The organism is Microbispora sp. ZYX-F-249 (genome assembly GCF_039649665.1).
Lineage (GTDB): Bacteria > Actinomycetota > Actinomycetes > Streptosporangiales > Streptosporangiaceae > Microbispora > Microbispora maris.
The window spans coordinates 1-14,037 of record NZ_JBDJAW010000077.1 but is presented as its reverse complement, the minus strand read 5'-3'; the positions used below and the strand labels follow the sequence as shown (position 1 = coordinate 14,037).

Sequence of the window (14,037 nt, the reverse complement as noted above, 5' to 3'; positions counted from 1 at the left end):
CGGCGGCCGGCGCACGATGCAGGCGGTGACGCAGGTCGGCCAATGGCTCGGGCTCGGCGGCTCGATCGTGGCCAACCTGTTCAACCCGCGACTGATCGTCATCGGGGGCTACTTCGCCTCACTGGCCGAGTGGCTGCTGCCCCACGCGCAGGAGCAGCTGCAGCGGCTCGTGGTGGCCGCCCCCGCCGCCCAGTGCCGATTCGTCGCCTCCACGCTCGGCTTCGGCGCCGCGTCCCGCGGCGCCGCGAGCATGGTGGTCAACCGGATCATCGACGACCCGGCCACGATCATGGATTCACTCCCCCGGCCGACAGCCTACTGACGGCCCCCACAGACCTGGAGCGGCACCTCTCCAGCAACCCCCCGTATCCGCAACCAACGCCAACAAGCGGCAACAAGCGGCAACAAGCGCGGCGGCGCGCGCCTTGCCTGACGTCCCCCCGGTCAGGAAAGGGTTCCCCATGTCACCACGTCATCGAACGTGGGCCAGGCTGCTCGACGCAGCCCTGCCAGAAAACGGACGACGCCCGAGACGTCGCACCGCGACCACGATGACCTTAGCCCTCATCGCCCCTTTCATCACGCTCCTCGCGACGCCGGTGAGCGCCGAGGCCCCCACGGCGGCTGAGCCCGCTTTCGTCGCTGCACCGGCGCTGCTGCAGCCGTCCGCGTCTGCCGCCAAGGCCGCACCACCAGACGCCGGCTTCAAGGTACTCGTGGTGCGCAGCACCCAGGACGCGGTGTCGTCGGCCGGCCTGGCCGCGATCCGGGATGCGGCCAGAACCGGTGATTTCACGGTCGTGGCGCCCGGGCCCGCCGACGTGGGCGACCACTTCACGAAGAAGAAGCTGGCGCAGTACCGCGCGGTCGTGTTCTTGGACACGGGTCTCGCGAGCCCGCTCACGGACGCGCAACGCGCGAACTTCGAGAGCTACTTCCGCGACGGCGGCGGCTTCGTCGGCGTCGGCTCGGCGGTCGAGACCGACGAGTCCTGGTCGTTCCTGACTGACCTCCTGGGGACGCGTGCGTCCGGCAAGACCGACGTGCAGTCGGGTGACGTGAAGGTCGCCGACCGCGTCCACGACGCGACCAAGGATCTGCCGCAGATCTGGTCGCGGACCGACAGCTGGTACAACTTCACGAAGAACGTCCGCGGTGTGTCACACGTCCTCGACACCGTCGTCGAGGACCCGTTCGGGCCGCAGCCGCAGGGCGCCGAGCTCGACGGGATCGCCGGGGGCACGATGGGCGCCGATCACCCGGTCTCGTGGTGCAAGGACTTCCAGGGCGGCCGCTCGTTCTACACCGGCCTGGGCAACACGGCCGCGAGCTTCGACGCCGGCCTCACCAAGCACCTCAAGGGCGCGATCGGCTGGGCCGCGGGCCAGGCCGACCCGGCCTACAGCGATTGCGGCGCGACCGTGCTGGCCAACTACCAACAAACGAAGATCGGCTCGCCGCCGAACCTGCAGGAGCCGATCGGCTTCGACCAGCTGCCGGACGGCCGCGTTCTGCAGACGGACCGCCTCGGCTCGCTGCGCATGCACGACCCGGCCACGGGCGTCACCACGGTCGTCGCCAACTTCGCCGATCCGAGCCTGCCGATGACGCAGCAGATCTACTCCGCGGGCGAGGACGGGCTCTATGGCCCGGCGGTCGACGCCAACTTCGCGACCAACAAGTGGGTCTACCTCTACTACTCGCCGAAGGAGGTCACCGACGTCAAGCTGAGCGACGGATCGGTCGTCACCCAGGTCACGCCGAACACCACCCCGCCGAACGTGGCGGCGTCCAAGACCGCGTGGGATCCGTACGTGGGCTATTTCCAGCTCAGCCGCTTCAAGTTCGTCGACGCCACCGGCAGCACGCCGGCGCACCTCGACATGGACTCCGAGCAGCAGATCATGCGCGTGCCGGTCAACCGCCAGGAGTGCTGCCACGTCGGGGGCGACATCGACTTCGACAAGCACGGCAACCTCTGGATGGTCACCGGCGATGACACGCCCGCGGGCGGAATCAACGCCGGCGGCTACGGACCTTACAACTCGCAGAAGACCGACGAGCAGCAGACCGTGCGCGTCACCAACGCGACGGGCGGCACGTTCACGCTGACCTTCGAGGGCCAGACGACGGAGCCGATCGCGTGGAACGCGGATCGCGACGCGATCGACGCGGCGCTCGAGGCGCTCTCGAACATCGAGGCGGATGAGATCCAGACCAGCGGCGGCCCGGTCAACACGTCGAACGTCAACGTGTTCTTCCGCCGCGGCAAGCAGCAGTCCGATCAGCCGCAGATCACCGCCGACGGCGCCGGTCTGACCGGCACCGCCTCGCCGGCGATCGCCACCAACACGGCGCAGGCGGGCGGCTGGTATCAGCGGCTCACCGGTGACTCGCGCCGCAGCGCGCTGAACACCAACGACCTGCGCGGCAAGATCCTGCGGATCAATGTCAAGGACGGCGACATCTCCGCCGCCGACGCCAACAAGGCCGACTTCGGCTCCGGCACGGGCGCCTACTCGATCCCGTCGGGCAACCTGTTCCCGCTGGTCGCGGGCGCGCCGCAGGACAAAACGCGGCCGGAGGTCTACGCGATGGGTTTCCGCAACCCGTTCCGTATCCAGGTCGACGAGAACGACGTGGCCTACATCGGCGACTACTCGCCCGACGCCCAGACACCGCAGCGCTCGCACGGCCCGTCGGGCACCGGCCGCTACCAGATCGTGCGCAAGCCGTCCAACTACGGCTGGCCGACGTGCTACAAGCGCGACCTCGCGCACTACGAGTGGAACTTCCACGAGTTCGCGCCCGGCACCACCACCGCGGGCACGCCGCTGAACAACCCGCCTCGGAAGTTCGACTGCGACGGGCCGACGCAGCGCAACGACTCGCTGTGGAACATTGAGGGCGGTCCGACGGTCGAGCCGGGCCTGAGGGATGTCCCGCCGGTCACCGACCCGGACATCTGGTACTCCTACCGCGACAACAACACGAACGCGCCGCTCGGCACCCCGTGCGAGGCCTACTACGCGCCGACCCCGGGCCCGATCGCGCCCGGCTCGACGACCGAATGCCCGCGGCTGTTCCCCGAGCTCTACACCGGCGGCGTCGGTCCGCACGGGGTCACCAAGTACCACTACGACCCGGAGAACCCGAACCCTAACAAGTTCCCGCCGTACTACGACGACTCGGTGATCATCAGCGAGTGGACGCAGGACACGCTGCGCGAGGTCAAGCTCGACAAGCAGAACAACCACGTTCAGAAGATCAACAACTTCCTGGATTGCGGCAGCCGTGCGAACGCCGGGGCAGGCAGGTTCCGGTTCGAGTGCGACAACCCGATGGACTTGCAGTTCGGTTCTGACGGCGCGTTCTACCTGCTGACCTACGGCAACGGGTTCAACGTCATCAGCCCCGACGCGGGCATGTACAAGTGGGAGTACGTCAAGGGCAAGCGCGCGCCGAAGGCCGTGCTCACCACGGACCGCACCGACGGCTCGACGCCGCTGACCGTGAACTTCTCCAGCGCCGGCTCGCTGGATGAGGATCCCGGCGACTCGATCCGCTACGAGTGGAACTTCGGCGACGGCTCGGCGATCGAGACCGACCCGAACCCGACGCACACCTACACGCAGTCCGGCCGCTACACGGCCGTGCTGACCGTGGTCGACTCGTCCGGCAAGCGAACCTCGACCAGCACCGTGATCACCGTGGGCAACACGAGCCCGACGGTGGTCGTCAATACGCCGGTGGAGGGCGGGACGTTCGCGTTCGGCGACGACATCCCGTTCTCGGTCACGGTCACCGACCCCGAGGACGGGACGGTGAATTGCTCCGAGGTGCAGGTGACGTTCGTGCTCGGCCACGACGCGCACGGCCACGCCGAGGAGTCCGTCAACGGCTGCTCGGGCGTGCTCCACACGGAGGCCGACGACGTCTCACACGGCGGCACCGTCTCCGGCGTGGTCCAGGCGCGCTACACCGACCACGGCGGTCCGGGCGGGGTCCCACCGCTGACCACGACCGGCCAGCACCAGATCCGCCAGAAGCACCAGGAGGTGGAGTTCGTCGTCAACCAGTCCGGCACCAACACGGCGACCAACACCGACGGCGGCGCCGGCGTGCACCGCGGCAGCCTGGGCTCGGGCGACTGGCTCCAGCTCAACGGCCCATTCAACCTGACCAACATCGATTCGATCACGTTCCGCGTGGCGGACGCGGCGAACGGCCGCACGCCCGGGTCACCGCTGGCGACAATCGAGGTCCGTCAGGACTCGATCACCGGGCCGATCCTGACGACGGCCAACCTCGTGTCCACCGGCGGGACGGGAACCTGGACGAGCCAGACGTTCCCGGTCTCGATGTCCGGGACGCATGAGCTGTTCCTGGTGTTCCGCTCGGTCACGGGTGGCGCCACGGGCGGCAACCTGTTCAACCTCAACTGGGCCGAATTCGTCGGCACAGGCATCGGCAGCTAGCAAACCCGCCCGTGCCGACGAACCCGAGTTCGTCGGCACGGGCATCGGCACCCAGCGAACCCGCCCGTATAGCGGCAAGAGAGAGAAGACACTCATGCGAAGAAGATTTCGCACATCGGCAGTGGCCGCCTGTGTGACTGCGGCCGCACTCATCCCCGCGGCACCGTCGTGGGCAGAGGAAACGACACCGCCGACGATCAACGTGGCGACGCTGTCGCCCTCTGCGCCGACCGGCCAGAACAACTGGTACCGCGGCCCGGTGACGCTGAACATGTCGGCGACCGACGACGTCGGCATCGCCAAGTTCCAGTACTCGCTCAACAGCGGCGCCGCCTACATCGACGTGCCCGTCGCGGGGGCGCCGGCGTCGGCCACGGCGTCGGCGGTGATCATGCAGGAGGGCAACACCAGCGTCCGGTACCGCGCGGTGGACACGTCCGGAAACGTCGCGGCGTTCCGCTCGATCTCGGTCCGGATCGACACGCGCGCGCCGGCTGCATCGTACCCGGCGATCACCGACGGTCACGTCGGTCACGTCGCCACACTTATCCCGACGCGCACGGACCCCGCCCCCGGCTCGGGCGGAGTGGCTGTGCTGAACATGTACCTCGACGGCAAGCTGGTCCCGCCGTTGCCGGTGCAGACCTCCGACCTGTCGCTCGGCGTGCACACGCTCGCGGTGCATCTCTCTGACGCTGCTTCCAACAGCGCGAAGTACACGCAGACGTTCATCGTGACGACATCGTTCGCGGACGTCGGCACGCTGATCACCCGGTTCGTGACCGCCGGCAGCGTCCCGGCGGAGGTCGGCGCGGCGCTCCAAGCCAAGCTCGACGAGGCGAAGGCGCTCGCCGACGCCGGTTCGGCCAAGCGCGCGAGCCAGGTCCTGAACGAGTTCGTGTCGATCGCCGGCGACGGGATCGCGCCCGGCTCGGCCCGCAGCACACTCGTGGGCGATGCGCGTTACCTGATCGACCAGCTCAAAGGCCGGCTCGCGCCGGAGCCCGCGACGGGCCTCGAGTCCGAGCCCGCGGAGGGCCCGAAGTTCATCCCGGACCCGGTGCTCGCCCCGCTCCCGCACAACCAGGACGCCGACTACAACGTCCTGGTCTTCTCCAGGACGACGGGCTTCCGGCACGACCACATCCCGCACACCGTGGCCGCGATCCAGAAGCTCGGCATCGCGCACAACTTCAACGTCGACGTCTACGACCCGCAACTCCCGACCGTCACGCTGCCCACGAGCCCGTTCCTGAGCCTCGACACGCTCAAGCAGTACGACACGATCGTCTTCGAGTCCAACGTCGGGCACCCGGGCCCGCTCAATCCGACCACCGAGCAGCCGAACTTCGAGGCCTACATGCACCAGGGCGGCGGCTATGTCGGCATCCACGGCGCCGCCGACTCGTTCGAGATCGGCACCTGGCCGTGGTACGGCGACCTCGTCGGTGGGTTCTTCACCAACCATCCGAACGGCCAGAACGGGTTCGGCCAGTGCGGCAGCTGCATCCACACCGAGGTGGTGACCGAGGACAACACGCACCCGGCGACCACGCATCTCCCTGACCGGTGGATGACGGTCGACGAGCTCTACAACTTCGACCGCAACATGCGGGCCGACGTGCACACGCTGCTGAGCCTCAACGAGGACAGCTACCAGCGCAGCCTCAACAGCGGCAACGCGGCCACCAACCCGCTGCGGCTGATGAACGGCGACCACCCGATCGCCTGGTGCCAGAACTGGGGCGGTGGCAAGGCGTTCTCAAACATTCTCGGCCACTTCCGGACGCAGTACTACGACGACTCGTTCATGCGGATCGTCCTCGGCGGGATCGAGACGACCGCCGACCGCACGGGCGCCAACTGCTCGTCCTACCGTGAGACCAGCCTGTTGATCGAGGCCGACCGAGCGGCCGGGCTGCTGACCGCGGACGCCGCGGACGCCGCCGATGCCGCCCTGGACATCGCGCGGGACAGCTACCTGGCAACCAACTACACCACCGCCATCCCGGCGCTGAACTCGATCGTCGACCTGGCGAACGACAAGGCCTCCGGCGACGCTGCGGCGCGTTCCGAGCTCGCGCGGCAGGCGCGCGAACTGCGGGAGTGGATGCAGAACCTCAACCGCCGCTGACCCGTTAACGCGGCGGGGGCGGTGGATCGCCGCTCCCGCCGCGCTGACGCTGGAGCGCACCACTATCGCGGATTGATGCACGACCTTCTCATGATTATCGACGAAACACCGGTAAGTGCCGCACGTGACCCCCAGTCGCCGAAGGATTGAGCATCGCCAGGGTGACCGGCGCATGCACCGCCGGCCAGGCGTCGATACGGCGCCACGACGGCGAAACCGGCGACATGCTGTCCTCCCTTCCAGCCATATTGGCCCACACCTCACCAGGGAAAGACGCTGCCTGACACAACGCAAGATCACGTGCCAGATGCGTGCCAGAACGGACGGCGATCAGCGGTGAATCGCGGGGCCTCACGGCCACTCAACCAGTCTTGACCTGCACCCATGTTTTCCCAGCTCAGCACGGCAAGATCAGTAGCCTATTGCGAGCACGAAGAGCCTATAACCAGCCAACAGAATAAGGATCGAGTAGCCTACTACGGCTACCTTGTGCCTTCGCAGCATCAGCAGAGGACCGACGGCTGAGAGTAATCCGATCACGGACAAGAGCTGAAGGGCGGCGACAGTGTCCTGGTCGACCTGATCGTAGTCGTACACATCGAAGAGGTAGCTCAGTCCCGTCATAAACAACGCGACGATCGATAAGAAGGCCGAGGTCACAGCGACAACGGCCGGATGACTGCACCCAGATCGGTCCCCGCTAACACCGCCCGGGATCTGGTGCTGCTCATCATCCATCACAGATGCTTCTCCTACACCTCCTGCTCTTCGACACGCGGTTCCTGCCGTGCACGCAGGCGAACCATTGCCATGGCCATAACGAAGGGGGCCGGTCGGGCGTGACCGCCCTTCTCCCTCTGCCTCGGCTATTGGGGGTCGGAGACCTCGGTCACCTGCACTCCGTCCAGCTCGAGTCCTGCCCACCGGTCCGCCTCCATTGTGCGGTGTCGATCCCCTCCAGCAGAGCGAGCATCACCGCGTGCGCGTCCTGCCACATCGGCTTACCGTCGCCGGTTAGCCGCCCGGTGGTTTGCCCGAGCTCGTCGCGAACCTTTCAAACTCAGCGACCATCTCAGCCAGGTTCAAGGGACCACACGCGCCCTGGAACAGCCTGCCGTCGCTTCTGATGTGGATCCAGTCATACTCGGTCCGATCGAGGGATTGCCAGCCGAAGGCGTAGCCCTCGAGATCAGTGCCGACGAGATCCACCGAAATGCTCCACCCTGGGTTGTCGAGCGTATCGATCTTTACGCCATAGGTGTGCTCCCATTCGTCATTGCACTGAGTGGCATACCACCGTTGCAGGAAGCCGAAAGGCTCATCAGCCATCGCGGCATCCTAGCTCACGGTATACGGGATGATCTTCGCTATCAGCCGTCCTCGATCACCTCGCGTAGGCGTTCGTCGGCGGCGTGCTTGTTCCGCCAGATGATGTAGCGGCGGATCATGCTGCCCTGCTCCTTATGGCTGGCCTGGTCCGTCCCGTCCAGTGCGAAGTAGCGCAGGGCGGTGAACTGGGCCTCGATGGGGACTGTACGGTTTTCGGGTCTGTCCCGTAATCGGTGGTGGCACTGTGTGATCGCCTGCCGGCCTGAGGCGTGCTGAAGATCAACGATCTGGTGGGCGTGGTGTTCTCGGGGCTGTCTGACCTGGTCATCGAGGATGTGGCGGACGAGCACGACCTCATTCGGGTCATGGCCCGCACGAGGGATGAGCCTGTGCCGTGCCCCGGTGTGCGGGGTGCTGACCGGCCGTGTGCACGGCTTCTGCGGCCGGACGGTCACCGACGTCCCTGTCGACGGACGGACAGTGGTGGTGTCGGTGACAGTACGATGCCTGGTCTGCCCGGCGCTGGGGTGCCCACGGCAGACGTTCCGTGAACAGGTGCCGGGGCTGCTGGAGCGCTACCAGCGCCGCACCAACCGGCTTACCGGCCAGCTGGGAGCGCTGGTGAGAGAGCTCACGGGCCGGGCCGGTGCTCGTCTGTCACAGGCGATGGACGTCGCGATGTCGAGGTCCACGGCGCTGCGGCTGCTCATGCGGTTGCCGCTGCCGCCACCGCGGGTCCCCCGTGTGCTCGGGGTCGATGACTTCGCGCTCAAGCGCCGCCACCGATACGCCACGATTCTCACCGACGCCGAGACCGGCGAGCGCATCGAGGTTCTCCCCTGGCGTGGTGCCGACGCTCTTGAGGCGTGGCTGCGTGCCCATCCCGGGGTGGAGGTCGTCTGACGGGACGGGTCGGGTGCCTACGGTGAGGCGATCCGCAGGGCGTTGCCCGACGCGGTGCAGGTCAGCGACAGGTGGCACCTGTGGAAGAACCTGTGCGACAAGACCCTCGCCGAGGTCCGCTCCCACAGCTCCTGCTGGGCCGCGGTCAACCCGGCCCGGCCCGCCGGTGTCCGGGAGCAGACCACTCGCGAACGCTGGCAGCAGATCCACGACCTGCTAGGCAAGGGGGTGGGCCTGCTGGAATGCGCCCGTCGCCTCAATCTGTCCCTGAACACCGTCAAGCGCTACGCCCGCACACGGCAGCCGGAAGCCCTGCGCCGCGCTCCGCGCTACCGGCCCACCATCGTCGATCCCTACCGCGATCACCTGCGCCAGCGACGCGCCGTCGACCCGGCCGTCCCGGTCCTCCAGTTGTTCCGCGAGATCAAGGAACTCGGGTACGCGGGCACCCTCAACCTGCTCTACCGCTACCTCAGTCAAGGCCGGGCCGAGGGCGATCGGCCCGTGGTCACACCCCGCCGTCTGGCTCGGCTTCTGCTCACCTGCCCCGGCGGGCTGCGCGAGGCCGACACCGCGTGGCTGCAGGAACTCGCGGGTGCGTGCCCCGAACCGGCCGAGCTCGCCCGCCTGATCCGTGCCTTCGCCGAACTGCTGTCCCCGGCCGCGGGCAACGACGGCAAGCTCACCACCTGGCTCAGCGAGGCCCGGGTCGCTGACCTGCCCCACCTGCACGGCTTCGCCAACGGCCTCGAACTCGACCGCGAGGCTGTAACGCCGGCATCACCCTGCCGCACCACAACGGCCGGACCGAAGACGTCAACACGCGAACGAAGAGAATCATGCGGCAGATGCACGGCAGGGCTGGGTTCGACCTCCTACGCCACCGCATCCTGCTGCACTGAAGATCACTGAGCGCCACCACCGATTACGGGACAGAGCCGTTAACTAACTGGACTCCACCGACTCACTGTGTGGGGCTGGTCAGGCGGCCGGCACGGTGCCGGGCTGGTCATGCACGTTTGCTACCGAGTTGATCTGATCTGTGCCCGCCTGGGTGAGGAAGACCCACGTCCCGTAGACGCCCCACATCAGGCCGAGCAGCGAACTCGCGGCGTAGAAGCCCATTCCGTTGGTGGAGCCGACGGTGGCGAACAGTCCGGCGGCGGCGATACCTGCCGCGAACACGACGAGCGCGACGACGAGGATGGGCCGCGCATGCTGGGACGTGCCGCGGCGGGCTGCGTGGTCGAGCACCGAGAGCAGACTTGCGCTTGCCGCTGCGGCGACCAACAGCTCGACCCCGAGTGCCCAGGTCGGCTGGGGCAGGGTGACCAGCGATGCGGTGACTGTGGTTGTCAGGAACAGGGAGACGGTTTGCGCGGCGCGGTTGCGGTATTCCTTGGAGGTGGCGACGACGTCGAAGCGGAAGGCGACAACGATGAAGGTGAGGCCGGTGAGGCCGGCGGCGCTTCCGCCGACGGTTGCGGCGAACGTGGTCCACATGGCGGTTGCTCCTGGGCGATCCGTGCTGGGGTGGAAGGTCTCGGTGCGATGAAGTGCGGTGGGCGGCGGCCGTCGCGCCGCCGCCCACCGCGCGGAACTACCTCGTTTCGACCTGGGCCATCGGGTCTTCACCGTTCTCCAGGGCGTTCACCGCGTTCTTCCAGGACGGGTCGGCCGAGTAGAGCTGGCTGCGCAAGTAGGCCCACACGAGAGCCCGCAGAGTCGCCACGCGCTCGGGATTTTCGTCGTTCGTCTCTGCCGCGTCATATCCCGATATGCCGCCGAAGATGTGACCAGCGCCGTACATGGTCACCATGGTTTTGTTGCCGCCGGGGCTGGCCGAGTAAGCGTCAGCACGGTAGCTGAGCCGATTGGAGAAGTTGGGGTTGAGGTCCTGATCGCCCACGATGATCAGGGCGGTGCCTGTCATCTGCTCGAAGTCGGTGTAATACAGCACCGGGTAGTTCGTCTTGGCCCACTCGGCGAAGTGCTCGTCGTTGCCGATGCCCGGAGCTCCAATGAGCACTCCCGCCTTGACACGGGAGTCGGAGAGGTCCTTCGGCCGGTCGTCGTCCGGGTCCAGCATCTGGGCTCCGAGGAGGAGGGAGACGGTGTTGCCGCCCAGAGAGTGTCCTACGGCACCGACACGGTCCCTGTCGATCCGCCGTTCGGCAAGACCAGGGACGGCGGCCTCGATGTCGTCGAGGCGGTCGAGGATGTTGTGCATGTCGGTGGCGCGGTCACGCCAGAACAGGGGCGCGTCCTTGAGGTCGGTGTCGCGCAGACCGAGGGCCGTCGAGTCCAGGTGGGTCGGCTGGATGACCGCGAACCCGTGGGCGGCGAAGAAGTTCGCCAGCGGCCCATAGCCGTTGTAGGAGGACAGGAAGTTCGCCAACCCGTGCCCGTGGGACAGGAGGATGAGCGGCAGGTCGGTGCCGGTCGCGGGGATCGACACCTTGACCTCCAGCGGCACGGGCCGGCCGGGAACGTCGAGGGTGACCGGGTGGTAGGTGAGGACGGGTTGCGACGCGTTGACCGGGATGTTGGCGGCGTCGCTGTACGGCTTGCTCATCGGAGCCCTTTCGAGATCGGTGTCGACATAGCGCCTGTCGTAACTGGCGGTAGGCATGGAATCGGCGGTCGTGGCCGCGAGCCTGATGGGCCAGGGACGGCCGCCCGGCACCTGGGTCGGTGTGGACGGCGATCTCCGCGGCGGTGCACAGATCTCGTCAGGTGTTCGTCCCGCGGTCTTGCGGCAGGGGGAGGACGACTGGCTCAACCATCGACTGTCATGCCTCCCTAGCCCGACGGGTGCACTTGTCTACCGGGAACTGTAAGATCAACCGAACAAACCTAACTAGGGCGAAAGTGACATGGCTGAGTCCGCAACCGATGGGCGTCGCAGAAGAGCACGGTTCGGAGTCGAGAGCCTGGTTGTGCGCGCTGCCGATGGTGACTTCCCGACCGCTGTGAACGGCGGGTACACCATCAAGATCACGCATGGTGGCTCCGCACCCCCTTTTCAGTACCTCGGGCGAACCCAGAGCCCCCCTGTTCCTGGCGCGGTGACGGTGATCGAGCCCCATGAGGTCGTGAGCTGCCTCGAACAGGACAAAGCCGCCGCTGACGGCCAGGCCATTGTGCAACTGATGTTCCTCGACGCCGATCTCATGCCGGTCGGCACAGGCCGGCCGCGCTTTCACGAGGTGACCTATTCAGACCGCGGCCTCTTCGACGGCATCGCTGCGCTGCACAGGGATTTGGCGCACGGCGAGGACGAGTTGGATCTCGAGTCGTCGCTGATCCGCTTGCTGAACGTCCTGCTCACCAGGCATGCGGATGCTCCCGGCGCAGCGAGTCCGACACTTCGTCCTCGAGCGCTTCGTCAAGTACGGGAGATGCTCCACAGCCAACTGAACTCCAACATCAAGCTCGACGACCTCGCGGCAGTCGCCGGTTGCAGCAAACGCCATTTGATCAGAAGTTTCCGGCAGGCCTACGGGGTTCCACCGCACCATTACCGGACCCTGTTGCGCTTGGCCGGCGCCAAGTCCATGCTGGCAGCGGGACGACCCGTGGCAGAGACCGCCGCCGAGCTCGGTTACTGCGACCAGAGCCAGCTCAACCGGCACTTTCGGCGGCGGTTCGGCATGAGCGCAGGTGGCTATGCCAGGACCGTGCGGTAGACCTGCGATGTCTTGGCTCGACTGCCACCTTGCCGGCCCCCGTGGGAAAGCGCTGACCGGTGGGCCGGCTCACCTCCGCTGGAGTGGTGTATCTAGTGCCGTAGCAGGCAACGTTCGCCCTGTCGACGACGGCGCGTAGACGCCGGTCGTCGGCATGGCGGTTGCGCCAGATGATGTAGCGGCGGATCATGCTTGCCCTGCTACTTGTGACTGGCATGGTCGGTGGCGGCTGGGCCTTGGGCAGGGTGAGCTTGTCGGTCGCCTCCTGGCGGCGTCGCTCGGGCCGCCGGTCGTATCGGGCGGTAGTGGCAGGAGATGCGTGCCCGACCAGGGCTTGGGTGGTGGCCAGGTCGACGCCAGCGTCAAGCAGTTCGCCGACAGGGAACTACAGGGAGCGGGTTGGAGCGAGCCGGGACCGGCAGTCGCAGGACCTTGACCCCGGCTTAGCAGCGCTATCAGTCCGGATCCTTGATTTCGAACAGGTCGAGACGGTAGGGCAGAAGCGCCGCGATCGGCTCCCAGCGTTTCATGCTCATCGTCAGGATGGGCCAGTCGAGGTGTTGGGCGACCGCGACCGCATGCGCTGCCCCCGCGTCCGGCGTATCACCCAGATAGGTGAGCACGTCAGCAAGCCGCGCGCTCTCTTCTTCATCGGATATGAACGCGATCCAGACATGCGAGAGGATCTTCAGTGTGCCTGAGAGGATCAGCCTCTGATCAGGCGTCAGCGCCGCTTCGGCTACCGCCAATGTGAGGGTCGGTACCGTTGTGCGAAGGTCGTGTTCGCTATACGCCAGCAGGAGTGCATGCAGCTCCCGATCGGCTCGGCCCAGTTCCGTCAGGACAGTGTCATCGAGGACGAATCCGAGCGCTGTCACCGGCCCCGCTCGCTTAGATATGCGGCGTGCTGAGCGGCCCGCGCGCGAGCGCGCTCCATGAGTTCCCTGTCCGCCTTCACCTCGTCATGGACTTGCTGGGCTGCCTGCCGGGCACGGGTCTCGTCGCTCTCGTACCGCTTGACCAGGTCGGCGAGGACCTGGGAGAGGGTGGTTCCGCGCCCACGCTCATCAGCGATCGCGCTGATCCGATCACGCAGGGGCTTGGGCACCTTGATGGTGGTCATGTCAGCAGTCATACCACAAGGCTACTAGGTATACCGGCAGTATTCTATAGACAGGGTGTTGCGCAGTCCGCCCAACCCGCTCACCGAAGAGGAGACGGCGCGCCTGCGGGATGCGCGGCCCGCCGGGCCCAAGCCCCGGCCGGCGGCCGGACCGGGTGGGTGCAGCGGCGGGTCAGCAGCCGTGGCTGGATCGCCGTCGCGGGGCAACGTGTCGGCGTCGGCATCGGTCATGCCGGAGCGACCGTGACTGTCGAGGAGGCCGACGGGACCTTCCGCATCACCTGCGCCGGTCAGGTCGTCACCGAGGTCGCCCGCACCACCCCAAGCCGATCGCCCGGTTCAAGGTCCGCAAGCCCCAGCGCTGACCGGAGGATCGTCCCC

At 67.0% G+C, this 14,037-nt stretch carries 12 protein-coding genes and 1 pseudogene; 6 read left to right on the top strand and 7 right to left on the bottom strand.

All coding sequences use genetic code 11. The features are described from left to right. The 3 genes from AAH991_RS38965 to AAH991_RS38955 form a co-directional block, all read left to right on the top strand. On the top strand, positions 1 to 322 hold a 322-nt coding region (locus AAH991_RS38965), incomplete at its 5' end, for an ROK family protein (protein ID WP_346230982.1). Between the two features lie 229 nt (positions 323 to 551). Further along, positions 552 to 4,478, top strand: coding sequence for a ThuA domain-containing protein (locus tag AAH991_RS38960; protein ID WP_346230981.1), 3,927 nt, complete (start codon positions 552 to 554; stop codon positions 4,476 to 4,478). 202 nt (positions 4,479 to 4,680) lie between these two features. After that, positions 4,681 to 6,612, top strand: a complete 1,932-nt coding sequence (locus AAH991_RS38955; protein ID WP_346230980.1) for a ThuA domain-containing protein — start codon at positions 4,681 to 4,683, stop codon at positions 6,610 to 6,612. Between the two features lie 411 nt (positions 6,613 to 7,023). Here AAH991_RS38955 and AAH991_RS38950 read toward each other — a convergent pair whose 3' ends face one another. The 3 genes from AAH991_RS38950 to AAH991_RS38940 form a co-directional block, all read right to left on the bottom strand. After that, positions 7,024 to 7,350, bottom strand: a complete 327-nt coding sequence (locus AAH991_RS38950; protein WP_346230979.1) for a hypothetical protein — start codon at positions 7,348 to 7,350, stop codon at positions 7,024 to 7,026. Between the two features lie 276 nt (positions 7,351 to 7,626). Beyond that, positions 7,627 to 7,941: an immunity 53 family protein gene (locus AAH991_RS38945; protein ID WP_346230978.1), complete on the bottom strand. Its 315-nt coding sequence runs from the start codon at positions 7,939 to 7,941 to the stop codon at positions 7,627 to 7,629. 41 nt (positions 7,942 to 7,982) lie between these two features. Then, complete coding sequence (locus tag AAH991_RS38940; RefSeq protein WP_346230983.1) at positions 7,983 to 8,291, bottom strand: hypothetical protein; 309 nt, start codon at positions 8,289 to 8,291, stop codon at positions 7,983 to 7,985. Between AAH991_RS38940 and AAH991_RS38935 the strand changes: the two are divergent. Continuing rightward, positions 8,211 to 9,746 (top strand): annotated as a pseudogene (locus tag AAH991_RS38935) (ISL3 family transposase). The gene AAH991_RS38940 and the pseudogene AAH991_RS38935 sit on opposite strands and share 81 nt — an antisense overlap. Before the next feature lie 79 nt (positions 9,747 to 9,825). On the opposite strand, the gene AAH991_RS38930 reads toward AAH991_RS38935, so the two are convergent. Beyond that, positions 9,826 to 10,347, bottom strand: coding sequence for a hypothetical protein (locus AAH991_RS38930; RefSeq protein WP_346230977.1), 522 nt, complete (start codon positions 10,345 to 10,347; stop codon positions 9,826 to 9,828). A 97-nt stretch (positions 10,348 to 10,444) separates the two neighbouring features. Continuing rightward, positions 10,445 to 11,419, bottom strand: coding sequence for an alpha/beta hydrolase family protein (locus AAH991_RS38925; RefSeq protein WP_346230976.1), 975 nt, complete (start codon positions 11,417 to 11,419; stop codon positions 10,445 to 10,447). 493 nt (positions 11,420 to 11,912) lie between these two features. Here AAH991_RS38925 and AAH991_RS38920 point away from each other — a divergent pair, with 493 nt between their 5' ends. Further along, the gene (locus AAH991_RS38920; RefSeq protein WP_346230975.1) at positions 11,913 to 12,533 is read left to right on the top strand and encodes an AraC family transcriptional regulator; all 621 of its coding nucleotides are present in this window, start codon (positions 11,913 to 11,915) and stop codon (positions 12,531 to 12,533) included. A gap of 455 nt (positions 12,534 to 12,988) precedes the next feature. Here the strand turns inward: AAH991_RS38920 and AAH991_RS38915 are convergent, their stop codons facing one another. Together AAH991_RS38915 and AAH991_RS38910 are read right to left on the bottom strand one after the other, a co-directional pair. Continuing rightward, positions 12,989 to 13,411: a hypothetical protein gene (locus tag AAH991_RS38915; protein ID WP_346230974.1), complete on the bottom strand. Its 423-nt coding sequence runs from the start codon at positions 13,409 to 13,411 to the stop codon at positions 12,989 to 12,991. Further along, positions 13,408 to 13,668, bottom strand: a complete 261-nt coding sequence (locus tag AAH991_RS38910; RefSeq protein ID WP_346230973.1) for a hypothetical protein — start codon at positions 13,666 to 13,668, stop codon at positions 13,408 to 13,410. The genes AAH991_RS38915 and AAH991_RS38910 overlap by 4 nt, the downstream gene beginning before the upstream one ends. Positions 13,669 to 13,815: 147 nt before the next feature. Between AAH991_RS38910 and AAH991_RS38905 the strand changes: the two genes are divergently transcribed. Then, positions 13,816 to 14,037 (top strand): hypothetical protein (locus tag AAH991_RS38905; protein ID WP_346230972.1); only part of this gene is annotated, 222 nt, incomplete at its 3' end.